Below are 22,978 nucleotides of genomic sequence, written 5' to 3' on the forward strand. Positions count from 1 at the left end.
AATTGTCTTACTCCTCCGCCATGACCGTTGCAGCAAACCGCTTCCGCATTGCTTCTCGATCTTCCTCGCTTATCGGCACCTGCGCGTGCCAGGAGACGTGTGTCGCCGAGTTGCCCGGGTTCAAACGTTCCTCGAGATGCTTCGCGAGGTGGCTCCGCCCGGTGTTACGCAGATGCCGCATATAGTCTTTGGGCTGATTGTAGAGGGTAGGGCCCACCTGAAGGGCTCCCTGCATGGGGTCCGGAAGCGCTCCTGGGGTTCCCGCATAGAAACCGAGCCACTCCATAAGGTTGGACCGCATCTGCGTGGCGAGGGCCGGGTCTGCGTCGATCAGGTTGTTGGTGAGGTAGGGATCTTCGGTGACGTTGAACAGTGACTCGAGTTCGGCGCGAAAGCAGCCTGGGTGGTACGTGCGGATGTACAGGTGGTCGCGGGTTCGGACGGCCCGCTGGTATGTGTGCGCACCGTGCCCCCAGACGAGATAGGGGCGCGATTGGATGGCTTCTCCGCGTACGGCTGGAGCGTAGGACGCGCCCTGCCACTTTTCGGGCTGTTGCAGCCCCAGCAGGTCAAGGATGGTCGGGGCGTAATCAATGTTGTAGAGCAGTGCGTCATTGTGGGTCGCCGCTACGGCGGGCTGGTCAGTGACGCCCGGCCAGTGAATGATCATGGGGAGGCGATGCACGGGTTCGGACGCCAGACCATGTTCGGCGTAGAGGCCGAGTTCGCCGAAGGATTCGCCATGGTCTGAGGAGACGATAATCGCGACGTCCTCGGCCAGTCCCATCTCCTCGATGGACCGGCGAAGCCGGCCGAACTCGGAATCCCAGAAGTGGATTGCCCCGTCATAGCCGTTGATGAGGTGTTCGAAGTCGGCCCGGGTACGGATCTCGTCCGGCATGTTGTGGGGTACACGTGACTTACGGGGTCCCCCGGAATAGTGGAGGTCAAGGGCACTTCGTGCGCCATAAACCTCGGCGTGCCCATCAATGGCTTTCTGGTCTGGCCAAGCGGGGGCCGGGCCGGACTCTGCGGCTTTCCGTGTCCACGATTCGTCCTGCAGGTAGTCGGTGTGCGGATCCCAGTAGGTGACATGGAGGTACCAGTTATCTAGGTCGCGGTGCTTGCCGATCCACTCCAGGGCAGCATCGGTGATCATGTCTGCCGGTTCGTCGCCCATATCGGGGGTGACTTGAATATTTTCCCGGAAGTTGCCCATGAAGTAGTAAGCCCGGTGCCGTTCGGCGAACGATGAGACTGCGGCGCAGGTGTAACCGGCCATGTTCAGCGCCTGGCCGAGAAGTGGCCGGTGAGGGTGAGGGGCGTGGCCGGCGTCAAGGCGGAACCGGGCGTCATCGCCGAAGTGTCCGATGACCCCGTTTGTGATCCCATGCTGACCGCTGGTTAACGCTGTCCTGGAGGGCAGGCACGGCGAGTCGGAGCAGTAGTACCGGTCGAAGATCACGCTGCTTTTGGCCATCTCGTCCAAGTTGGGCGTGATGTTTCTGGCGTAGCCGTAGGCGCCGGTGTGGTCGGGGCGGAGCGAGTCCACGTCCACGTAGATGATCTTCATCGATCCATTCCTGTCTGCTGGTTGCCGCTAAAGCCGGGAGGTCGCTGTGTGGGTGGGGACATCCCGCTGATGTCATCCTTTATAGCACTAGTGGAAAAGCTTGAACAGGTATTTCACCATAAACAAGGGACAGCACTATTTCACAAGTTGACTAGCAAAGGTCTTGTGCTGTGGCTCACAGTGTGTCATTCTCGAATTACTGCTCAATGCTGAGCGGCAGGTACTGCGGCGAAAACGGCTGGGTACCTCCACAGCTGAAAGGACGTAATGATGCGTTTTAAGAAGGCCGCCGTTGCAGCCGCGATCGCCGCCGGTCTCGCGCTGGCTGGATGCGGCGGCGGTGGGACCGGTGGTGCGGCGAAATCTTCGCCCAGCCTTGTTCTTGGCAACATCACCCCTCCGGCAACGTTTGAGGCGCGGAACATCAACTGGGGCAACCAGTCAGTGTATTTCCAGGCGGTGTACGACAGCCTCCTCAAGCCTTCACCGAACGGCAAGGACGTCGAAGCGAACCTGGCCACGGAGTGGAAGTACAACGAAGACAAGACCGTCCTCACGATGAAACTGCGTGATGGCGTCACCTTCACCGACGGCACTGCTTTCACCGCGGACGTAGCAGCACAAAACCTTCTTCGCTTCCGCGATGGAACTTCCCCCCAGAAGAGCAAGGTCGTGGACTTGGCAGATGCCACCGCCAAAGACAAAAACACCCTGGAAATCAAGCTCAAGCAGGCAAACCCGGCGTTCCTGATCTACCTGGCCCAGGCGGCCGGCATGCAGGAAAGTCCTGCCGCTTTCGACAAGCCCGATGTGCAGACCAATCCGGTCGGCTCCGGACCGTACATCCTTAACTCCGGCTCGAGTGTCGTCGGGACGTCGTATAAATTCGACAAGAACCCCAAGTACTGGAATCCGGATGCGGTCAAGTACGACACCCTGACGATCAACGTCTACAACGACGCCACCTCACTGCTGAACGCGTTGCGGGGCAAGCAGTTGGACGCGTCCGCCATTAACGACGTCAGCATCATCCCCCAGGTCAAGGCCGCCGGTTTCACCGATAACGGCAGCGACTTGAATTTCGCCGGCCTGATGCTGTTTGACCGCGCAGGACAAAGCAACCCAGCGCTGGGCAAAGTCGAAGTACGGCAGGCCATCAACTATGCCGTCGACCGTGACGCCTTCCTCAAAGTTGTCGGCCTCGGCTTCGGAAAGGTGACCGGGCAGGTCTTCCGTGAAGACTCCCCGGCCTTCGACGGCAAGCTGAACGACACGTACAAGTTCGATCCCGCCAAGGCCAAGGAACTGCTCGCCAAGGCGGGCTACCCCAAGGGCTTTGACCTGACGATCCCCACTTCCCCGGGATTCCCGAAGCAGATGTGGCCGCTGCTGCAGCAGCAGCTCGGCGATGTAGGTATCAAGGTCTCCTACACCGACGTCGGACAGAACATCATTGCTGACCTTCAGGCCAAGAAATACGGGGTGTCCTACTTCACCCTCCAGCGCGATGCGAATGAATGGCAGCTCATCAGCTTCCTTCTGGCCCCTACAGCAACCTGGAACACCTTCAAGTACCAGGATCCCACCGTTGATGCACTGATCTCCAAGATCCGTACCGCCGAGGGCGGGGACCGTGACGCGGCCCTGAAGGAACTCAACAAGTACGTAGTTGACCAAGCCTGGTTTGCCCCCTGGTACACGCCAACGAACTTCTTCGTCACCAATGCCAAGACGAACGTTGAACTGAACCAGGGCAACGCCTGGCCCAACCTCTGGAACATCACCCCCAAGGCATAGGACCACTGCCGGGGACCGCTCCCACGGCCCCCGGCAGCCCTACCCACTGAAAGATCATCATCATGATTTCATTCATCGTGAAAAGGCTGCTCACGGGCATCGTCATGCTCGCTGCTATCACCACAGTCGGATTCACGCTCCTGTACCTGGGTGGCGGGGACATCGCCAGGAAGATTCTCGGCGAGTCCGCGGACGCCCAAACGGTCGCCCAAAAGGCCCGGGAACTCGGCCTGGACCGTCCCGTCCTGATGCAATACGGCGACTGGGTAGTCCACGCACTTACCGGAGACTTCGGCTATTCATGGTTCAGCGGCCAGACCGTTTCCGCCGCGATCATCTCCCGTCTGTCCGTCACCTTGTCCCTTGTCATCGGCACCGTCGTTGTGGTCGCCATCGTCTCGGTGGTTCTTGGCGTACTCGCGGCAACGAAACGGGGCTGGGTCGACAAACTTGCCCAGTTGCTCGCCGTCCTCGGCCACGCAATCCCCGGGTTCCTTTTCGCCGTCGGCCTGGTTCTGTTCTTTGCACTTGCCCTGGGCTGGTTCGACCCCACTGGGTACGTCCCCTTCACAGAATCACCGACGGGATGGCTCAAGACCGTGACCCTGCCCGTAATCGCCCTGGCGCTGGGTGGTATCGCCAACGTCACCCAGCAGATCCGGGGAGCCGTCATCGATGCCCTCCGCAACGACTACGTCCGCACCTTGCGCAGCCGCGGAATCCCCGAGCGCACCGTCATCCTCAAGCACGTTCTGCGTAATGCTGCAGGCCCTGCCCTTGCAGTCCTCGCCGTCATCTTCGTTGGACTCCTCGGTGGAGCAGTCATCGTGGAGCAAGTATTCGCGATCCCCGGACTGGGACAAGTAGCCGTACAGGCCACAACCCAGGGCGACATTCCCCTCGTCATGGGTTTGCTTGTCGCCACCGGTGTCATCGTTATCGTTTTCAACCTCCTGGTCGACCTGGCCCAGGGCTGGCTCAACCCGAAAGTGCGTCTGTCATGACAACTCCGGCACACACCACCGATCCCGAGATCGTCGTCGCACCCCGCGACGGCACAAGGGTCTCCCTCTTCCGCCGAGTGCTCCGCAATCCCCTCGCCCTCGCTTCGATGGTGTTCCTCACCATTGCTGTGCTCACGGCAATGTTCGCCCAGTTCCTTGCCCCGCATGACCCCAACAACGCCGTTATCCAGAATGTGCTCGCCCCTCCAGGCGGGGACAACCCGCTGGGGGCCGACGGTTCAGGCCGCGATGTCCTGTCCCGGTTGATTTTCGGCGCGCAGTTCAGCCTTGCCGGAGCCTTGGTCGCCTTGCTGACCGCGATGGTGATCGGCGTGACCGGCGGCCTTCTGGCTGGCTACTTTGGCAAGTGGATCGACACCGTCTGGACATGGGTCATCTCCCTGCTGATGGCGCTGCCCGCGATCATCGTACTCCTGGCCGCCCGCGCGGTCGTTGGGCCGTCCCTGTGGGTGTCCATGCTCATTTTCGGCATCATGTTGTCCCCGGCGTTCTTCCGGCTGGTCTACGCTTCCGTCACCGCGGTACGCAACGAACTCTATGTCGACGCCGCCCGTGTATCGGGACTCAGTGATGCCCGCATCATCACCATCCATATCCTGTCCGTCGTCCGGGCCCCCATTGTGATCCAGTCCGCTATCGTGGGCGGCATCGCCCTGGCCGTCCAGTCAGGGCTCGAATTCCTCGGCCTGGGGGACATCAACGTCCCTACATGGGGTTCAATGCTCAGCGATGGCTTCACCAACCTCTACACCGCTCCGATGCTGATCCTTTGGCCGGCCATGGCCATCGGTCTGACCCTGATCGCCCTGACTCTGCTGGCCAACAGCCTCAGGGACGAGCTTGAACGCGCCAACGCACCCCGTAAGCAGGTGCGCAAGAAGAAGGCCGCAGTTACCACGACCGACCCGAAGACCGTGGACGACATCATCCGGCACCCGGAGCCTGAAGCTTCCGAAGGAGACGTCGTCCTCGAAGTCGCCAACCTCTCTGTTGGCTACCCAGGCCCAGACGGTGGCACCAAGAGGGTCGTCCACGACGTCTCCCTCACTGTCCGCAGGGGTGAGGTCCATGGGCTCGTCGGCGAATCAGGTTCGGGCAAGACCCAGACTGCCTGGTCCATCCTCCGACTACTCCCCGAAGGCGGCAAGATCGTCGGCGGCTCCATCCACTTCCAGGGCAAAGACCTGGCGAAGCTGTCGTCACGGGACATCGAAAAAATGCGCGGGCGGAAGATCGCCTACATTCCACAGGAACCCATGTCCAACCTGGACCCGTCCTTCACCATCGGAAGCCAACTCGTTGAGCCCATGCGCATTCAGCTTGGCATATCGGCCAAAGAGGCCAAAGAACGTGCGCTGAGCCTCCTGGCACGAGTAGGCATCCCCAACCCCGAGCGAACGTATAACTCCTACCCTCATCAGGTCTCCGGCGGTATGGCCCAACGCGTCCTCATCGCCGGCGCCATCTCCTGTAACCCGGACCTTCTGATCGCCGACGAACCCACTACCGCCCTCGACGTCACGGTCCAGGCCGAGGTCCTGGACCTCCTCCGGGACCTCCAGTCCGAGTTCCAGATGGCAGTGGTCCTCGTCACGCATAACTTTGGTGTCGTCGCGGACCTTTGCGACCGGGTTTCCGTCATGCGGCTCGGCCGGATCGTGGAAACCGGCCCGACTGAGCCGATTTTTGACTCCCCGCGTCACCCCTACACCCAGGAGCTGCTCGGCGCCATCCTTAGCGAGGCTGAACCGCGTGGCCCGCTCGTTGGTGCTGGCGGCAGCGCCAGCCCGTCCCCGAAGGGAGCAGTTCGATGAGCGAGTTGTTGCTTGATATCCAGAATGTCACCGTCGAGTACCCCGGCCATGGTTTCCGTGGCAAACCATTCCGGGCCCTGCACGGTGTCTCCGTTGATGTTCAAAAAGGCGAGTGCGTAGGCCTGGTAGGTGAATCCGGGTCAGGCAAAACCACGCTGGGCAGAGCTGTTCTCGGCCTGGCGCCCGTCACCGAAGGAAAAGTGCTGTTCCGCGGAGAAGACATCGCGCATGCCGACCGTGCCGACCGCCGGCGGCTGGCCAGCGACATCCAGGTGGTCTTCCAGGACCCCTACACTTCCTTGAACCCGTCGCTGACAGTCGAGCAGATCCTGTCCGAACCCCTCGACGTACGTAAGGTCCCCAAGGCCGAATCTTCCAAGCGAATCAAGGACCTCTTCGATATGGTCCGCCTCCCGGCCGACGCGGGAAGCCGTCTTCCCAGGGAGTTCTCCGGCGGTCAGCGGCAACGCATCGCCATTGCACGCGCCCTTGCACTCAAACCAGCCCTGATCGTCTGCGACGAGCCGGTATCAGCCCTTGACCTTTCAACCCAGGCCCGGGTCCTGGAACTATTCAAAGACATTCAGGAGCAAACCCAGGTCGCCTACCTCTTTGTCTCCCATGATCTTGAGGTCGTGCGGCACATCAGTCACCGCGTTGCAGTGATGTACCGGGGGGAAATCGTCGAATTCGGCGACGGAGACCAGGTCACGAGCCGACCCCGGCACCCGTATACCCAGCGCTTGTTCTTCGCCGCTCCGGTGGCAAACCCCAAGGCCCAGGCACGTCGCCGCGAAGAACGCCGACAGCTGCTCGCCGCCCAGAACGCATAGGAAGCGGTGCAGACAACCAACGCCATGAGCCCAGAAGCTAACAAAGGCAACAGCGTGACAAGCATCTTCCTGATCACGGCCGACGACATGGACGGCAGCACCACTAACCTCGCGGGAAACCCTGACATGGCACCGGTCCGCACCCGAAAAGGGAACAGCCTGTCCCGCTGGATGACCGGCACCGGCGATCCGATGACCAGCCAATTTCGTTCAGGCATCGGGCAGGCAACTGATTTCACTGGGGCGCCCACCGCATGAACAAGCCCAACATAGTTTGGATTTCCACGCATGACATCAACCCTGATCTCGGCAGCTACCGGGGCATCTGGCCAGGTGCCGAATATGCGCTGACGCCTAATCTTGACCGCTTGGCCGCAGAGGGCGCCCGTTTCGACCGGGCGTTCGCCTCTGCACCGGTTTGCTCGCCTGCCCGATCGGCAATCATGACCGGCTGTTTTCCCAATGCAATTGGCACGATGCACATGCGAACGAAGGCCGTCCCCCCGGCCGAAGTGAGGCTGTTGCCGCAATATTTTCGCGAAGCGGGCTACTACTGCACCAACAACTACTTCACCGACTTCCAGGTGGACGTACCGCCGGTCGTTTTCGACGACTGCAGCCCAACGGCTCATTGGCGCAACAGACCGGACAAGGACGCGCCGTTTTTCGCAGCTTTTCATGGAATGACCACCCATGAGTCACAGATATATCTCGATGAGGAGTCCTTCCAACGCGCCACCACGCATGTAGCGCCGCAGGATCGGCACGACATGGCAGCCGCGCCGCTGCCGCCCTACTACCCGGATACCGAAATCTTCCGCAAAGCGTGGGCACGGTACGCGGACCTCATTACCGAAATGGACCACTGGGTCGGCGATATCCTCAACCAACTGGAGGAAGACGGGCTTGCCGACAACACCATCGTGGTTTTCTGGAGCGACCACGGCAGGGGAATGCCCCGCGCCAAGCGTTGGGCGACGGAAGCCGGCCTGCGTGTACCCCTTCTCCTGCGCTGGCCAGGTGTCATTGACCCCGGGACAGTCAGGCCTGACCTTGTCCACACCATGGATCTTGCTCCTACAATGCTTGCCGTCAGCGGGCTGGGCATTCCTGCCCACATGCACGGAAAACCGCTCATGGAACGGGACGGCACTTTCATCAGCCGCCCCAACGCCTACATCTATGGCGGCCGGGACCGCATGGACGAGTCGGAGGACACGACCCGGACCGTCCGCGACGAGCGGTACCGCTATGTCAGGAACTTCCATCCGGACCGCTCGCCCATGCCGCACATCGACTACCCCGACCACACAGCCACTTGGGCAGAGCTCAGGCGGTTAAGGGGGGAGGAAGCCAGGCAACTGGCATGCGGTGAACTGCCCAGCCTTCTGAGCGAGCTTCAACGGCGCCTCGTCGCAGCTTCAAAGCCCGAAGAGGAACTCTACGACCTTGAGCAGGACCCCCACGAAACGTGCAACCTCGTGCAAGACCCTGAAAGTGCCGAAGCTCTGGCGACGTTGCGTCGCGTCCTTCAAACATGGCAGGACCGCATCCAAGACATGGGCATGCTGCCGGAACGACAGTTGATGGAGACATGGCGCCCTAACGGCCAGGCGCCGGTGACCGCTACTCCAACCGTCTCGCTGACCGCCGAAGGGGCCACAGCTGACTGCGAGACACCAGGCGCGTCAATTGGATGGACAGCCCTCCCGTGGCAACCGCAAGAGCCGAGGAAACTCATGGACCGGGTAACTGGCAGTCCCGGGGAAGACGGACGTATCTGGAACCTCTACACAGGCCCCGTACGCGTCAGTGGGGCCACTTCATTGCGCTTCAAAGCCTGGCGTCTCGGCTTCACGCCAAGCCAAGAAGCGCGGCTGGAAGCCCCACTGCCCGGACGTGCCCCGCATTCCTACGAGGGCCACCTCCAAGAAAGCAAAGAACTGCCCCTTTGAGGCGGCAAACAACAACGTGCAGCGAAAGAAGGAATCATGGAAACCCTCACCGTAGACCAACGCATGGAAGCACTGCTCAACGAACTGAGCTTGGAGGAAAAGATCCAGCTCCTGACGGGCCGGGATTTTTGGACGACATGGCCGATGGAGAAAATCGGCCTGCGCCGGATCCTGGTTTCGGATGGTCCGACGGGTGTGCGGGGTGAGGCGTGGGATGAGCGGCAGCCGTCGGTGAATTTCCCGTCCGCGACGGCCATCAGCTCCACCTGGGACCCTGCCATGGCTGACCGTCTAGGTGCCGCCTCGGCGGTGGAGGCGCGGCGCAAGGGCGTCGACGTCGTTCTTGGCCCGACGATCAATCTGCACCGTTCCCCGCTGGGCGGCCGGCACTTCGAGGCTTTCAGTGAGGACCCCGTCCTGACGGGTGAGCTTGCCGCGGCGTATGTGAACGGGGTACAGCGCAACGGCGTGGGCGCCACACCGAAGCACTACGTAGCCAACGATTCCGAAACCGACCGGTTCACCGTTGACGTGCAGGTGGACGAGCGGCCGCTGCGCGAGCTGTACCTGCTGGCGTTCGAGAAAGCCATTGTTGAATCCCGTGCGTGGCTGGTGATGAGCGCGTACAACTCCATCAACGGCACAACCGCCACCGAAAACAACCTGCTGGAGACCCCGCTGAACAGCGAATGGGGCTTCGACGGGGTGGTGATCAGTGACTGGACCGCGGTCCGCAGCGTTGATGCCGCGAAGGCTTCCCAGGACCTGGTCATGCCGGGACCGGATGGGCCGTGGGGTGGGGCGCTCGTGGCCGCAGTCCAGGCAGGGGAGATCCCGGAAGCAAGCATTGACCGGAAGGTGCTGCGGATCCTGCAGCTCGCCGCGAGGGTCGGCGCGCTGGAAGGGTTCGAACCCGTTCAGGCAGAACCCGTGGACCAGGAAGACCTTGTCGCCTTCACCCGGGAAGCCTCGGCCGCCGGCACGGTGATGGTGAAGAACGACGGCGTGCTGCCGCTGGACCGTGCCGCGACGGGCACGGTGGCGGTGATCGGGCACAACGCCAGGCACGCCAGGACCCAGGGCGGCGGCTCGGCCACGGTCCTGCCCGAGAAGGTCGTCTCACCGCTGGACGGCATCCGGGCCGCCTTTGGAGCCGATAACGTCACTTACAGCATCGGTGCCATCGTGCAGGAAGGGGTCGCCGAGCTGCCCTTGGACCAGCTGACCAACCCGGCCACCGGCGAGCCGGGGCTGCGGGTGAGCTTCCTCGACAGTTCCGGGGCTGAGCTGTTCACCGAGGACCGCCGCTCCACGGCCCTGGTCTGGTTCGGCGGCGACGCCCCGGTGAAGGAGTCCTCCGCGGTGCGGCTGCAGACGATCTATACCCCGGATGAAACCGGCACCGTCCGACTGGGCGCCGCGACCGTGGGTAAGACACGGCTCTACGTCAACGACGTTCTTGTCCACGAAGGGAACATTGAGGTGGAGGGCAAGGACATTGCCGAATCCTTCCTCGCCCCACCCTCCTCAACCACCGAAATCGCGGTGGAAGCCGGTGTTCCCCTGGACGTCCGCGTCGACCTGGACACCGCGGAACGCTCCGGGCCTCTAGACAATGCCCTCAGCGTCACCCTCGGCACCGAGCCCGCCGACGCGGACCCTGAAATGCTGATCACTGAAGCAGCCAAGGCCGCCCGGAAAGCCGACGTCGCCGTCGTCGTCGTCGGGACCAATGCCCGGGTGGAATCCGAAGGTTACGACCGCACCACCTTGGACCTGCCCGGCCTGCAGGACCGGCTGCTCCACGCCGTCGCCGCCGCGAACCCCCGCACGATTGTCATCGTCAACGCCGGGTCCCCGGTCATTATGCCGTGGCGGCACGAGGTCGCCGCGATCCTGATCGGCTACTTCGGCGGCCAGGAATTCGGCAACGCCCTCACCGACATCCTCACCGGCACCGTCGAACCAGGCGGGCGCTTGCCCACCACCTGGCCTGCCACCCAAGGCAGCGTCCCGGTCCTTAACACCACACCCGACGCCGACGGGAAGCTCCGGTACGACGAAGGCATCCACATCGGGTACCGCGCCTGGCTCAAGACCGGGGCTACTCCAGCCTACGAATTCGGCTACGGCCTCGGCTACACCACTTGGACCCTGGACACCGTCGACGGACCCGACGGCCCCGTCACCCCGGGCGAGGCAATTCCGGTCAGCGTCACCCTCACCAACAAAGGCGAACGGAGCGGCAAGCAGGTGGTCCAGGTCTACGCCGAAAAGAAGGACTCCGCCGTCGAGCGCCCGGTCCGCTGGCTCATTGCCTCCACACCCGTCTGGGCCCAACCCGGCGAAACTGTAACCGCGACTCTGGAGGTCCCCACCCGTCTGCTGGCGTACTGGAACAACGGATGGACTTACGAACCCGGCGAATACACCCTCAGGATCGGCACCTCCGTCTCAGAGCTTCCAATCACCAGGGTTGTTCGGCTCACCCAGCCAGAGCACTGATAAGCGACAGCCCCCAGGATCAGCACCAAACGTACGAAAGGAAGAACGATGTCGAGGACGAACATCATCTTCATCATGTCCGATGACCACGCCGCCCACGCCATTTCGGCATACGGCAGCCGGGTGAACCAAACGCCGCACCTTGACCGCATCGCCCAAGGAGGCATGCGCATGGATGCCGTCTTCTGCACCAACTCGATCTGCAGTCCCTCCCGGGCGTCTATCCTCACAGGGACCTACAGCCATATCAACGGCGTATCCTCCATCTGGACCGAGATGGACTACCGGGTACCCACATTCGTGGACGTACTCCACGAACAGGGCTACAAGACTGCCCTTTTCGGGAAATGGCACTTGGGTGAGCACGGGAAGTCCTTGCCGCGCGGATTCGATGCCTGGAAGATCTTTCCTGGACAGGGTGACTACCTCAACCCGGAAATGATCGACGAGACGGGCAGCGCGACCGTTCCCGGCTATGCGACGAACATCGTCACCGACCTCTCCATCAATTGGCTGGATGGACTCACGGGGGAGGAGCCTTTCTGCATGCTCGTCCACCACAAAGCACCCCACCGCCCCTGGATCCCCGACGAGAAACACAAACACCTCTACGCTGACGGGAAGATCCCGGAGCCCGAAACATTCTTTGATGACTACGCCACCCGCAGCCAAGCTGTACGGAACGTCCACATGACCATTGCCGACGACATGGGTGCCGAGGACCTCAAGTCTGAGGTCCCGGAGGAACTCCGCGGACCTGAGAACAGGGAAGCGCGCATGCGGTGGAAGTACCAGATCTACATGCGCGACTACCTGCAGTGCATCCAATCCATCGACGACAACGTCGGTCGGCTTCTCGATTACCTCGATGAGCGCGGACTGTCCGAGAACACCCTCGTCGTCTACACATCCGATCAGGGGTTCTTCCTCGGTGACCACGGCTGGTTCGACAAGCGGCTGATGTTTGACCAGTCCCTGCAGATGCCGATGCTGATGAAATGGCCAGCCGAAATCTCTGCCGGCAGCCGTTGCGAGGCAATCATCACAAACGTCGATTTCGCCGCCACCTTTTTGGACATCGCCGGAATCAAGGCAGACGAGGCACTTCCCACATCGCAGGGCAGGAGCTTCCGGCCTCTCCTGCGGGGTGAGGAGATCGACGATTGGCCCGACGCGGCGTATTACCGGTACTGGGAGCACGACGATCCTATTCACTCAGCACCCGGCCACTACGGCATCCGGACCTCCGATTACAAGCTGATCCACTACTACAACGCCGGGCTGGACGTCCCCGGGGCCTCTGATCGTGTCTTTGAGGCTGAATGGGAACTGTACGACCTCAGAAGCGACCCCACCGAAGTCCGTAATGTAGCCGATGACCCCAGCTACCGCTCCATCAGAGCCGAGCTCGAACAGAAACTAGCCGGGTACCAGCATCATTACCGGGACGAACCCTACGCGGGTCCGGGCACACCTCACCCGGAATGGGGACCGCACGATGCAGACACCCTGGAACGAGTCGAAACATATGTCCAGGCTCTTCGGGCATCCAGCTAGGACGCGATGGGTTGGCGGCCTGTCCAGCACAAGCCGGGCAGCCCCATACCCGTTGCAGCTCCGCTTGTCGCGCGGCACCTCTGGTTGTCGCACCGCACCTCTGGTTGTCGTAATGGCCCGGATCACGCGTCAACGTTAGGAACACCCATGACCATGAGCAAGCGGCCCGCTGCCGCTCCCGCAGACACGCCCGCCGTCACTGTGCTGAGTGCCCTGCGCTGGGCCGCCGTCATCCTCGCATACGGCCGGCGGGAGCGGGCCCGCAGATTCCTTGCGCTGGTCCGCCCACGGGAACGGGACCTGGACTCCGGGGACACCAGGCCCTGAGAGCCCCTACGGGGACACCAGGCCCTGAGAGCCCCGGAACTTCCCGTTGCAAGGAAGCACCCGGGTTACGGCAGACTCAAAGAGGCTGGCGTCTGTACACCAAGCCCTGAGGTATTCGTGCGCTCGGCATCTCTGGACCTGTCGTCAATATTGGAGTTAACATGATTAACATGAATGTTGGCGGAGGTATAGCCCGGCGCTACGACAACCGGAAACGGGCGTCCAACGCCGCCGACACGGGGCGCCGGATCCTTGAGGCGACACGGGAGCTCTTCATGGAAAGACCGCTCTCGGAGATCACCTTGATCGCGGTGGCTGATCGTGCCGGAGTCACCGTGCAGACCGTCATCCGTCGCTTTGGTGACCGCAGTGGGCTCATCGATGCAACGGTCGAACACACCGCTGCGCAGGTGATGGCCCAGCGCGATGCTGCGCCTGCCGGCAACGTCCCCGGCGCCATCGAGAACCTGCTCGAACACTATGAGACCACGGGCGCTCTCGCCTTGAAGATGCTGTCCGAGGAGGGAACCTCAGCGGCCGTGGCGGACATGACTGAAACGGGCAGACGCCTTCACCGCCTGTGGTGCGAGCGGGTTTTCGCCCCGTTCCTTGAGGATGATTTTCTCCCGGACGGGGCGGATCGGGGCCGCCGTCTTGCCCAGTTCGTCGCTCTTTGTGACGTCTACACCTGGAAGCTGCTCCGGCTGGACGCTGGCCTGACCCGTGACCAGGTGGCCCTTTCCTTAATCGAAATGCTTGAGCCCTTCACCCGGAGGCCATAATGTCCACCGTTCTCGCCTACACCTCGCCCGCCATCGGCCATCTCTTTCCCATGGTCCCGCTGTTACTGGAACTGAAGGCCCGGGGACATGAGGTCCACGTGCGGACAATTCCCCAACAGCTCACGGCCCTTCGCGGCGCCGGCCTCCAGGCCGAATCCGTCGACCCGCGCCTCCTTGAGATCAGGCACCGGGACTATCTGGCGAAATCGATCAAGGGTGGGCTGACCGCGAGCACTGAGACCTTCACGGCGCGTGCCCGCTTCGACGCCCCTGACCTTCGCCGCGCCATCGGCGATACCAGTCCGGATCTGATGCTCGTGGACATCAATGCGTGGGGCGCACGTATCGTGGCTGAGGATCTCGGGCTCCCGTGGGCCAGCTTCTGCCCCTACACACCGCCACTGACGTCCCGCGGAACCCCGCCGTTCGGACCCGGGCTGGATCCGATGCCAGGTCCAGTGGGAAGGCTCCGGGACGCGCTCATCCGACCCCTGGTGACTGGCGCCGTCGAAAAGCTGATGATGCCCGGGATCAACAGGGCCCGGGCTGAAATCTCCGGCGGTAAACTGCCGCCGTCGCGGAACGTGGATGACTTCTTCCTCACCGCGCCGCTCCTCCTCGTTACCAGTGCCGAGCCGTTTGAATACCCGCACCCGGACTGGGGACACCGTGTCCGGATGATCGGGGCGCTGTCATGGGACCCGCCCTTCTCTCCGCCAGCTTGGCTTGAGAACGCCGTGGACCCGGTCATCCTGGTGACCACCTCGTCCGAGTACCAGGCCGACGAGGATTTGGTCCGCGCAGCATTGCAGGGCATGGCCAACGAGCCCTTCACTGTCGTTGCCACGCTGCCTGCGGAGGGGAGCGGATCGGCAGGAGACCAGCGGTCCGCCGGACCGGTGGATTTTGGACCCCTTCCTGCCAATGCCCGGCTGGAACGGTTCGTGCCCCATTCAGAGGTGTTGGAGCGCGCTGCGGTTGCCATCACCCATGGCGGTATGGGAGCCACCCAAAAGGCACTGTCCAAGGGAGTTCCGGTGGTGGTGGTTCCGTTCGGCCGCGATCAGCATGAGGTTGCGGCCCGGGTGGTGGCCGCCGACGCGGGTGTGCGGCTCAGCAGGAAGAAGCTCACTGCGGAGAAGCTTCGCGCCGCAGTTCACGAAGCCCTGACAAAGAAGGAAGGAGCCCGGCGGGTCGCTGCTGGCTACGCAGCCGCCGGGGGTGCGGCGGCTGGAGCCGATGCCCTCGAAGAGCTGCTCCGGATTCCCCACGCCTGAGGCCTGGCAGAACCCCAGCCTCAGGGTGGAGGAATTGGCAGCCTTTGCCAAGACCAGGCTGGCCGCCTACAAGTACCCCCCGGAGCATCGAATTCATGACGGAACTGCCGTTAATAGGGTTTGGCCAGGGACGAAGCGCTCGATCAGGAGCGGGAGAACAGATCCAATTCGTGGGTCATTCCGTGAGGGACATCAGGGGAGAGCTGTATTGTGAACGTTTCGCGATCATGGCGGGTTACCAACACGCCATATCCGGGGTCTTTGAGGGCCTTCTGGATCGCGGCAGCTACTTCCAGATTGAGTCCGTTGTCTAAATCATTGCGGTGTCTGATGTTGAGCCGTACTGGACGGGACATGATGTTGTAAAACCTTCGTTCTTATTTCTGTGGTCGTGTATTGATTTGGCCGTCTCGGTGTAGCCGGGTTCCATCGCAGCGTTTTCGTGGTTGGAAGGAATGTGGGGCCCCTACGGGGTTAGCACGAGCTTCCGCGGGGCCCCATGCTGCTGTAATTCCCAGGCCTGTTGGCAATCGGAAAGAGGCAGGGTCATTGCGTCGACGGACAAAGCGCCTGTCGCCGCGAGCGCCGTCAGATTCAGGTAAGCCTCTCTCCGGATCTGTGCGGGCGGGTCCATATGGGCGAAGCCGAGGAGCTCCAGGCGGGCGGCACGGACGATCCCGGCGGGAAGCTCCAGAGTTGCTCCCGCTGACTGGCCGATCTGGATATGGCGGGCGCCCCGGGCTGCAACATGCATTGCGGCAAGGGCGGGTTCACCCCACACCGGGTCAAGGATGACGTCGAACCCGCTGTCACCCACTGTGCTGCGGAAGGCGGCCACTAGGTCGGTGCCCGGGCTGATGGTCACGCTCGCATCGGCTCCGCGTTCCCGGGACAGGGCGAGGCGGCCGGTGTCACGGTCGGCGGCGACCACCGTTGCGGCGCCAAGGGACTTGGCGAGTTGGACGGCGATGGAGCCCAGTGCGCCGGTTGCGCCAAGCACAAGCACGTTCTGGCCTGGCTGCAGCTTGGCCCGCCAGGTGAGGGCCAGCCAGGCGGCAAGTCCGGTGTTGCCAAGCGCGGCCGCGGTGACGTCGTCCACGTCGTCGGCGAGGTCCAGCAGGTCTCCCTCGGCCACGATGGTGCGCTCGGCCCAGGAACCATGCGGCGAAACCGGTGAGGTGAAGAAGACGCGACGTCCGGCGGAGGTCCTGCCTACGCCGTCGGCGCCAATCACGTAGGGCAGGGTGTCGGGATCTCCGAATGCTCCCGAGGCCTTGGCCAAGTCGAGGTGATGGACCCCGGCCGCCGCTACCTCGACGATGACTTGTCCACTGTGGGGCTCTGGATCTCGGAAGTCTTCGTAGGACGGGACTGTTCCAGTCCGGGTCAGGACGGCTGCCTCCATGGTCTGCTCCTTGATGTTTGGTGGTGTGTGTCAGTCTGGCTGGTCGGTGTCGGCGGGGATGATCTGCACGCTGATGGTTCCAAGGCCGCTGATGCGTCCCTCGAGCCGGTCTCCGGGGTGCATCCAGGTTCCGGTGCTGAGGCCCACCCCAGCGGGAGTTCCCGTGAGCACAACGTCGCCAGGTTCGAGGGTCACGTGTTCACTGATGAGGGAGACCAGCTCGGGAACAGACCAGATCAGGTCGGACGTGTTGGCGTTTTGGCGCAGCTCACCGTTGAGCCGGAACTGCAGCTGCAGGTTGGTGTCATCGACAAAGCGGGCGGGCACAATTCCCGGACCAAGCGGACAGCTGTCGTCGAAGACTTTGCCGCCGAAGAGATCGAATTTGACGAGGTGCTTGGGGTGGCGCTGCCAGTCACGGGCTGACAGGTCCAGGGCGATGGTGTAGCCGGCGATGTGGTCACGCGCCCGGTCCAGCGGGATGTTCCGGCCGCGCCGGCCGATGACAAGGGCCAGTTCAAGCTCGTAGTCGAACTTCTCCGTCTGGCTGGGGTAATGGACGGCTCTGCCCTGGCCGACGAGCGTGGTGGTGGGCGGCTTGAGGAAGAAGACCGGAATGTTGTCTTCCTTCGAAAAGCCAGCATGGCCGCCGTCGTTGACCACATGGTCGTAATAGTTGGCGCCGGCGCAGATGACCTTGTTCGGATACTGCAGCGGCGTGAGCCAGTCTTCAGGCTCGGCCGGCTCGGGCAACTGGGCTGCCGTGCCCTCAGCGAGGGTCTCGACGGCGGCGAGCAGCCGGGGCTCGGCGGTCTCCCAATTGGCGAAGACTGTCATAAGCCCGCCCACCGGATGGTGGTGGAGTACCTCGGGGGCGACGTCGGCGAGTCGGTATATGGGGCCGTCGGAGAGCCGGAGCACCGGGGTGGGCACTCCGTCGACCCGCACGGTGGACAAGGAAAAGGTCACCTGGTCTGCTCCTTCACATGGGTCCTGCCGGCCGCTGGAGCGGCCGCCACCAGCATCCACTCCTTGAGGACAATGTGGAGGGGCACTGCGGGCCGGGCCAGCAGCTCCCGTGCAAGGTCGCGCACCTGGACCCGTTGCCCAGGTGTCAGATACTCCACCGGGGAGGCTCCGTCGACCCGGGCCAGGGCGAGCAGCGGCAGCAGGGCAGCGACACGAGCCATCAGGTCCGCGGAAGGTTCCCAGTCAATATGGTGGGCGTAGCCGTCCAGCAGCATTGTTGCGGAAGTGTGCAGTCGTGCTGTGTGCTGCGGCAGGATGATCGCTTTGAGCATCAGATGGTTCAGGCAAAATGCGACGTCGAATGCAGGGTCGCCGAACCAGCCGCACTCGGCATCGAGCAGGACCGGCCCGTCCGGACCCAGGAGTATGTTCTTGGGACTGACGTCGCCGTGTACCAACGCCAGATGAGTGCCGGCGGTCCTCTCGGCAAGAACCTCGATCCGGTCCGCGAGGTCGGGGTTGGCGCGTGCAGTGACGCGGAAGTATGGCTCAATGCGCAGGGCGTCGAAGTTGCTGTCGGTGGCGAATCTACGTGCCAGCGTTGGATCCTTGGCGCTTGCCGAGTGCAGCCTGCCGAGGAGGACGCCGAGAGCATGAGCGGCGGCCGGGTCCACCTGCCCGGCCAGGAGGCTTTCCTTCCAGACCGGGTAGTTCCGGGAGGGAAGGAACTGCATGGCGAACAACCCGGCCTCCCCATCGTAGGCCAGGACCTGGGGGACCTGTGTGGGGGCAACGCTGCCGGCAAACTGCAGCCAGTCGTACTCAACCCGGTTGCGGGAGAGGGGCGCGAGCCACTCGTGGGCCACCTTCAGCTGGGCCAATGCTCCCTTGACGCACAGGGTGCGGCCGGGCAGCGACACTTGCCAGAGGTCCGAGCTCACGCCGCCGGTCAACGGGTGTAGTGCCGGCTCCTCACCAGGCTGCATCAGTCCATGGCGGAGCAGGAACTCCCGCACCCGCTCCTGGGGTTCGGCGATTTTCACCGGCCACCTTCCGCGGTTAAGGCCAGCGCCGGGAAGTTCGTGAAGCCCAGGGCCGGGTCCTCGGCGATGCGCACCAGCTGGTTGTACTTGGCGAGCCGTTCAGAATTCCGTACCGACCCGATCTTGATCTGCCCCGATGCGGTGCCTACAGCCAGATCGGCCAGGAAGTCATCTTCGGTCTCCCCGGAGCGGGCAGATACCACCGGCGCATAGCCTGCGGCCCGCGCTTGGGCCACCACGTCAAGGGTGCCTGTCAGGGTGCCGTTCTGGTTCACTTTGACCAGGACGCCGTTGGCAACGCCCTGGGAAATGCCCCGGGCGAGCCGTTCGCTGTTTGTGGTGAACAGGTCGTCGCCGATCAGCCTGATCCGGTGGCCGAGGCGCTTCGTCAGGGTCCGCCAGCCGGTCCAGTCATCTTCATCGAGCGGATCTTCAATCGAGACAATGGCGAAGCGGTCCACCCATGAGGACACCATGTCAATCATCTCGGTGGTGCTGAGGCGTTGTCCCTGTCGCCGCAGGTGGTAGTCGCCTGCCTCACTGTCGTACAGGGATGCGGCGGCGACATCGATGGCGATGGCAATGTCCGTACCCGGCTGCAGGCCAGCGGCCAGGATGGACTCGGTGATGAGCTCCAGGGCCTCCTCGCCCGTTCGGCAGCCAGGGCTCAGTCCGCCCTCGTCGGCCAACAGCGTGGGCAGTCCCCGTTCGGCGCAGAGGGCAGCGGCGGCCGTTCGGACACGGGAGGTAAGTTGGATGGCTTCGAGTGCGGACATTGCCGCGACCGGTACTGCGAGGAAGTCCTGGACGTCCATGCCGCGTCCGGCGTGGAGGCCGCCGGAAAGGATGTTGACCATCGGCATCGGCAGTACGGGCTCGTCGACGTCGGCGAGCTGGGCGATCCTTCGGTACAGCGGCAGGCCGCTGGCCACGGCCGAGGCGCGGCAGACCGCCAGCGAGGTCCCCAGTACTGCGTTGGCACCGAGCCGGGACAGCGTGGAGGTGCCGTCCAGGTTCCGCAGCCTTTCGTCGATGGCCCGTTGGTCGTCAACATCCTGGCCGAGCAGCGACGCTGCGATCTCGCCGTTTACATGCTCGACGGCGGAGGTGACTCCGAGGCCGTCGAAAACGGATGCGTCTCCATCGCGTAGTTCGTGTGCCTCGTGGGTGCCGGTGGAGGCTCCGGAAGGTACTGACGCCCGGGCGCTGGCACCGTTTTCGAGGATGATGTCCACCTCAACAGTGGGGCGGCCGCGGGAATCAAAGATCTGGCGGCCGTGGACGGTGCGGATGATGCTCACGATGACACTCCTGTTGCGAGGGCGGACGGGGTGTTACAGGGATAGTTTGCGGGTTCTCCGCGCAGGACGCGGACCACTTCCTCGGCGGCGCTGCGTCGCAGGTCGATCACCGAGGCGTCGGAGGCAAAAGCGATGTGTGGTGTGACAATCACACCTGGAAAGGCCAACAGCCCGGACGGAACTGCAGGCTCCTCCTCCAGGACATCCAGTCCTGCTCCGCCGAGCTTGCCTGATTGCAGGGCGGCCGTCAGGGCGTCGGTATCGACCAGCCCGCCGCGGCTGACATTGATCAGGAAGGCGTCCTGCGGAAGCAGGGCCAGTTCCCGGGCCCCGATAAGGTGATGTGTCTGCGGGACCAGGGGAGCGTGGAGGACTACGATGTCGCTGGCTGCCAGGAGGCCATCCAATGCCATCACCTCAATACCGTCGGTTTTGGCCGGTGGGTGTGGATCGCTGATCACCACGCGGGCTCCGAGCGCTTTGAGCTTGGCTGCGGTGGTTCTGCCAATGCGACCGTATCCGACCACGCCGCACGTCAGGTTGGACAGGCGGCGAAGCCGGGCCCCGGCGGGGTTCCAACGTCCGGCGCGGACCTCACGGTCTGCGGCCACGAGGCCGCGCGTCCAGGCCAGGGCCAGACCGACGGCGTGGTCGGAGACCTCTTCGACGCAGTAGTCGGGCACGTTGGTCACCTGCACGCCATGATCCGTGGCCGCGGGCACGGCGATGTTGTCCAGGCCAACGCCCATCCGGGCAACAACCCGCAACGGGGCTGAGGATGCGATCGCGTTGGCGGACACTGTTGCCCAGCAGGTGAGGATGGCGGCGGGCTGGTGTTCGGCGATCAGTGCGTCGATGGCCTCAACTGGTGCGGGGTCGGCAGGACCGGCAACAAGACGGAAGCCGGCGTCTTCGATGATGCCGCGTTCGATACTGTCGTCGGGCCAGGCCCGGTCTGTCAGCAGGACTGTTTGCTGCAGCGTCATGAGTCTGCTCCTTATGTGGTGGTCAGGCCTGGATCGGCCAAGGTTGAAGGGGATGGGGTGGGAATGGATTTCGGACCAACGAAGCGGGTGCGCTGCTCGCCGAGCCCGGTTATCGAGGCCTTTACGGAGTCTCCGGGCCGCAGAAACCGGCCGTGGTGGATCCCGAACCCGGCGGGGGAGCCGGTGCAGAGCAGGTCTCCGGGGCGAAGACGGGTGTGTTGGGACAGGTAAGCCATCTGTTCGGGGATGGTGAACAGCATGTCGTCGGCCGTGTCGTCCTGCATGGGTGAGCCGTTGAGCGAGAGCCGAAGCCGCAGTGACGAGGGGTCGGGGACCTGCCAGGCCGGCACGAACCAGGGTCCAAGCGGCAGCGACCCATGCATTCCCTTGCACTGCAGCCAATCCGAGGCCAGCGCGGGCAAGTCGGGCCGGAAGATGCGGGAGCGAATGGTCAGGTCGTTGACCACGCAGTAGCCGGCGACCACCGCCTCAGCCTCCGGCAGCGTCAGGCGGTAGCCGGAACCTCCGACGACGGCGCCGATCTCCACTTCCCAGTCAAGGGTGTCCAAGTCCGGCTCCAGGGCGAGTTCGCCATCAGCGGGGCCAACCCTGTCGTTGCTGGTCAAGCAGACGTAGGGGCTGCCATCCCGGCGTCGGAGTTTTAGTGCCTGGGCGGTGTCGGCCGCTAACTGCCCGGCGTCGGCGGGGTCGCCGGCGTCCACCGCGGCTTCGATGACCTGGCGGCGGTAGTTCCCGATGGTGCAGAAAACCTGGGTGGGCTGGATGGGAGCCTCGAGCCGCAGGGAAGCCACCGGAACGCCCTCTTCGCGGATCGCCGCTGAAGTCTGAGGGAGCTCGATGAGCCGGCGAAGCTCCGCATGGACGCTGCCCCAGTGGGCAATCAGCTCAGTGAGTGAGGCGAATCCGGCGCAGGCCCAGCGTCCGGCCCACGCCTGCAACGGAAGTGCCTTGCCGCTGCGCACCAGCCAGATGGCTGCCTTTTCGTGGGGGAGGCCCGCCTGGGTCAGGACGATTCCCGCGGGAGCGACGCCGTCGTCGATCTTATCTTCTTCAAGCATAATGCTAACGATAGCACAGATGAAGGCGAATGCCAGATGCTTACCCGTAAAAGTAGGAGGTCGACGCTAAATCATTCCCGGTTTTGATCCCATCCCTTGACACCTCAGCGTCATGGGGGAATAGTGCTAACGATTGCACATAGAGAGAGGACAAGCCATGACTGTACGCAGAGTGGTGACCGGCATGGACGGATCTGGAAAGTCCGTTTTTGTTTCCGACGGACCAGTGCCCAACAGCCATGCGTTCGCGAGTATGCCGGGACAGGCTCAGGTCCGGGTCTGGTTTACACCGGGGGTGCCATCAGGTTCGCTGCCGGAGGGGGAACCTACCGACAACCACGGCCCGGTGGTGCCGGGGCCAGGCGGGGCCAGCTTCGTGATCGTGAGCTACGCACCGGAATCCGTGGTGATGAGCCCGGGCTTCGATCCGGGCGCCGCAGGGCAGGAGATGGCGGCCTACGCCCCTGACCTTGCGGAGGTGTTCGAGCCGGACGGCATGCACCGCACGCCCAGCGTCGACTACGGAGTGGTGCTGGACGGGGAGCTGTGGCTGGAGCTCGACGACGGCGCACAGGTGCTGTTGAGCCCGGGTGACACCATAGTGCAGCTTGCCGCCCGCCATGCCTGGCGGAACAAGACAAAGACGCCGGCGACGGTGGCATTTGTGCTCACCGGCGCCGGCGCCTAAGTACTGTCCCGTGTCTCAGGGACACCTCGGCTGGCCGTCCCCGAAGGGACGGCCAGCCGGAA

The 22,978-nt window shown here is 63.4% G+C and carries 20 protein-coding genes; 12 read left to right on the forward strand and 8 right to left on the reverse strand.

What is annotated here, in order from left to right; translation table 11 throughout:
- Positions 1-7: 7 nt before the first annotated feature.
- Complete coding sequence (locus AC6I99_RS10375) at positions 8-1,573, reverse strand: sulfatase family protein (RefSeq protein WP_309926513.1); 1,566 nt, start codon at positions 1,571-1,573, stop codon at positions 8-10.
- 267 nt (positions 1,574-1,840) lie between these two features.
- Between AC6I99_RS10375 and AC6I99_RS10380 the strand changes: the two genes are divergently transcribed.
- The 11 genes from AC6I99_RS10380 (at position 1,841) to AC6I99_RS10430 (ending at position 15,445) form a co-directional block, all read left to right on the forward strand.
- Positions 1,841-3,370, forward strand: a complete 1,530-nt coding sequence (locus AC6I99_RS10380; RefSeq protein ID WP_497945210.1) for an ABC transporter substrate-binding protein — start codon at positions 1,841-1,843, stop codon at positions 3,368-3,370.
- A 62-nt stretch (positions 3,371-3,432) separates the two neighbouring features.
- The gene (locus AC6I99_RS10385; protein ID WP_224089991.1) at positions 3,433-4,374 is read left to right on the forward strand and encodes an ABC transporter permease; all 942 of its coding nucleotides are present in this window, start codon (positions 3,433-3,435) and stop codon (positions 4,372-4,374) included.
- Positions 4,371-6,209, forward strand: a complete 1,839-nt coding sequence (locus AC6I99_RS10390; RefSeq protein WP_224167378.1) for a dipeptide/oligopeptide/nickel ABC transporter permease/ATP-binding protein — start codon at positions 4,371-4,373, stop codon at positions 6,207-6,209. The genes AC6I99_RS10385 and AC6I99_RS10390 overlap by 4 nt, the downstream gene beginning before the upstream one ends.
- Complete coding sequence (locus AC6I99_RS10395) at positions 6,206-7,042, forward strand: ATP-binding cassette domain-containing protein (protein ID WP_497945209.1); 837 nt, start codon at positions 6,206-6,208, stop codon at positions 7,040-7,042. The genes AC6I99_RS10390 and AC6I99_RS10395 overlap by 4 nt, the downstream gene beginning before the upstream one ends.
- Before the next feature lie 54 nt (positions 7,043-7,096).
- Positions 7,097-7,300 (forward strand): hypothetical protein, encoded by a 204-nt coding sequence (locus AC6I99_RS10400; RefSeq protein ID WP_309926505.1) that lies wholly within the window; start codon positions 7,097-7,099, stop codon positions 7,298-7,300.
- On the forward strand, positions 7,297-8,997 hold the full coding sequence (locus AC6I99_RS10405) for a sulfatase family protein (protein WP_497945208.1): 1,701 nt from the start codon (positions 7,297-7,299) through the stop codon (positions 8,995-8,997). The genes AC6I99_RS10400 and AC6I99_RS10405 overlap by 4 nt, the downstream gene beginning before the upstream one ends.
- Before the next feature lie 36 nt (positions 8,998-9,033).
- A complete protein-coding gene (locus AC6I99_RS10410; RefSeq protein WP_497945207.1) occupies positions 9,034-11,502 on the forward strand; it encodes a beta-glucosidase family protein in 2,469 nt (822 codons plus the stop codon).
- A 48-nt stretch (positions 11,503-11,550) separates the two neighbouring features.
- Positions 11,551-13,059, forward strand: a complete 1,509-nt coding sequence (locus AC6I99_RS10415; protein ID WP_497945206.1) for a sulfatase family protein — start codon at positions 11,551-11,553, stop codon at positions 13,057-13,059.
- Positions 13,060-13,206: 147 nt separating this feature from the next.
- On the forward strand, positions 13,207-13,386 hold the full coding sequence (locus AC6I99_RS10420; protein ID WP_497945205.1) for a hypothetical protein: 180 nt from the start codon (positions 13,207-13,209) through the stop codon (positions 13,384-13,386).
- A gap of 161 nt (positions 13,387-13,547) precedes the next feature.
- Positions 13,548-14,168, forward strand: a complete 621-nt coding sequence (locus tag AC6I99_RS10425) for a TetR/AcrR family transcriptional regulator (RefSeq protein ID WP_497945204.1) — start codon at positions 13,548-13,550, stop codon at positions 14,166-14,168.
- Positions 14,168-15,445 (forward strand): glycosyltransferase, encoded by a 1,278-nt coding sequence (locus tag AC6I99_RS10430; RefSeq protein WP_497945203.1) that lies wholly within the window; start codon positions 14,168-14,170, stop codon positions 15,443-15,445. The genes AC6I99_RS10425 and AC6I99_RS10430 overlap by 1 nt, the downstream gene beginning before the upstream one ends.
- Before the next feature lie 143 nt (positions 15,446-15,588).
- Here AC6I99_RS10430 and AC6I99_RS10435 read toward each other — a convergent pair whose 3' ends face one another.
- From AC6I99_RS10435 to AC6I99_RS10465, 7 genes are all read right to left on the reverse strand, one after another.
- Positions 15,589-15,801 carry a hypothetical protein gene (locus AC6I99_RS10435; protein WP_224090007.1) on the reverse strand — a complete coding sequence of 71 codons (213 nt, stop codon included), beginning with the start codon at positions 15,799-15,801 and terminating at the stop codon, positions 15,589-15,591.
- 110 nt (positions 15,802-15,911) lie between these two features.
- On the reverse strand, positions 15,912-16,850 hold the full coding sequence (locus tag AC6I99_RS10440; RefSeq protein WP_497960966.1) for a quinone oxidoreductase family protein: 939 nt from the start codon (positions 16,848-16,850) through the stop codon (positions 15,912-15,914).
- A gap of 30 nt (positions 16,851-16,880) precedes the next feature.
- The gene (locus AC6I99_RS10445) at positions 16,881-17,819 is read right to left on the reverse strand and encodes a fumarylacetoacetate hydrolase family protein (RefSeq protein WP_497945201.1); all 939 of its coding nucleotides are present in this window, start codon (positions 17,817-17,819) and stop codon (positions 16,881-16,883) included.
- Entirely contained in the window at positions 17,816-18,862 is a 1,047-nt protein-coding gene (locus AC6I99_RS10450) for a phosphotransferase family protein (protein ID WP_497945200.1), read from the reverse strand. Before AC6I99_RS10450 ends, AC6I99_RS10445 begins: the two co-directional genes overlap by 4 nt.
- The gene (eno, locus tag AC6I99_RS10455) at positions 18,859-20,163 is read right to left on the reverse strand and encodes a phosphopyruvate hydratase (RefSeq protein ID WP_497945199.1); all 1,305 of its coding nucleotides are present in this window, start codon (positions 20,161-20,163) and stop codon (positions 18,859-18,861) included. Before eno ends, AC6I99_RS10450 begins: the two co-directional genes overlap by 4 nt.
- Entirely contained in the window at positions 20,160-21,149 is a 990-nt protein-coding gene (locus AC6I99_RS10460) for a C-terminal binding protein (RefSeq protein ID WP_497945198.1), read from the reverse strand. The genes eno and AC6I99_RS10460 overlap by 4 nt, the downstream gene beginning before the upstream one ends.
- Positions 21,150-21,160: 11 nt before the next feature.
- Entirely contained in the window at positions 21,161-22,228 is a 1,068-nt protein-coding gene (locus tag AC6I99_RS10465; protein ID WP_497945197.1) for a fumarylacetoacetate hydrolase family protein, read from the reverse strand.
- Between the two features lie 157 nt (positions 22,229-22,385).
- Between AC6I99_RS10465 and AC6I99_RS10470 the strand changes: the two genes are divergently transcribed.
- Positions 22,386-22,916 (forward strand): cupin domain-containing protein, encoded by a 531-nt coding sequence (locus tag AC6I99_RS10470; protein WP_224090019.1) that lies wholly within the window; start codon positions 22,386-22,388, stop codon positions 22,914-22,916.
- Positions 22,917-22,978 lie beyond the last annotated feature (62 nt).

This window comes from Arthrobacter sp. TmtSoilC77 (genome assembly GCF_059739415.1).

Bases quoted from the DNA above. Each gene is read 5' to 3' on its own strand.
- AC6I99_RS10470 (WP_224090019.1), top strand. From the start codon at position 22,386: ATGACTGTACGCAGAGTGGTGACCGGCATGGACGGATCTGGAAAGTCC.
- AC6I99_RS10440 (WP_497960966.1), bottom strand. From the start codon at position 16,850: ATGGAGGCAGCCGTCCTGACCCGGACTGGAACAGTCCCGTCCTACGAA.
- AC6I99_RS10430 (WP_497945203.1), top strand. From the start codon at position 14,168: ATGTCCACCGTTCTCGCCTACACCTCGCCCGCCATCGGCCATCTCTTT.
- AC6I99_RS10380 (WP_497945210.1), top strand. From the start codon at position 1,841: ATGATGCGTTTTAAGAAGGCCGCCGTTGCAGCCGCGATCGCCGCCGGT.
- AC6I99_RS10390 (WP_224167378.1), top strand. From the start codon at position 4,371: ATGACAACTCCGGCACACACCACCGATCCCGAGATCGTCGTCGCACCC.
- AC6I99_RS10435 (WP_224090007.1), bottom strand. From the start codon at position 15,801: ATGTCCCGTCCAGTACGGCTCAACATCAGACACCGCAATGATTTAGAC.
- AC6I99_RS10465 (WP_497945197.1), bottom strand. From the start codon at position 22,228: ATGCTTGAAGAAGATAAGATCGACGACGGCGTCGCTCCCGCGGGAATC.
- AC6I99_RS10385 (WP_224089991.1), top strand. From the start codon at position 3,433: ATGATTTCATTCATCGTGAAAAGGCTGCTCACGGGCATCGTCATGCTC.
- AC6I99_RS10410 (WP_497945207.1), top strand. From the start codon at position 9,034: ATGGAAACCCTCACCGTAGACCAACGCATGGAAGCACTGCTCAACGAA.
- AC6I99_RS10405 (WP_497945208.1), top strand. From the start codon at position 7,297: ATGAACAAGCCCAACATAGTTTGGATTTCCACGCATGACATCAACCCT.
- AC6I99_RS10425 (WP_497945204.1), top strand. From the start codon at position 13,548: ATGATTAACATGAATGTTGGCGGAGGTATAGCCCGGCGCTACGACAAC.
- AC6I99_RS10415 (WP_497945206.1), top strand. From the start codon at position 11,551: ATGTCGAGGACGAACATCATCTTCATCATGTCCGATGACCACGCCGCC.
- AC6I99_RS10420 (WP_497945205.1), top strand. From the start codon at position 13,207: ATGACCATGAGCAAGCGGCCCGCTGCCGCTCCCGCAGACACGCCCGCC.
- AC6I99_RS10375 (WP_309926513.1), bottom strand. From the start codon at position 1,573: ATGAAGATCATCTACGTGGACGTGGACTCGCTCCGCCCCGACCACACC.
- AC6I99_RS10460 (WP_497945198.1), bottom strand. From the start codon at position 21,149: ATGACGCTGCAGCAAACAGTCCTGCTGACAGACCGGGCCTGGCCCGAC.
- AC6I99_RS10395 (WP_497945209.1), top strand. From the start codon at position 6,206: ATGAGCGAGTTGTTGCTTGATATCCAGAATGTCACCGTCGAGTACCCC.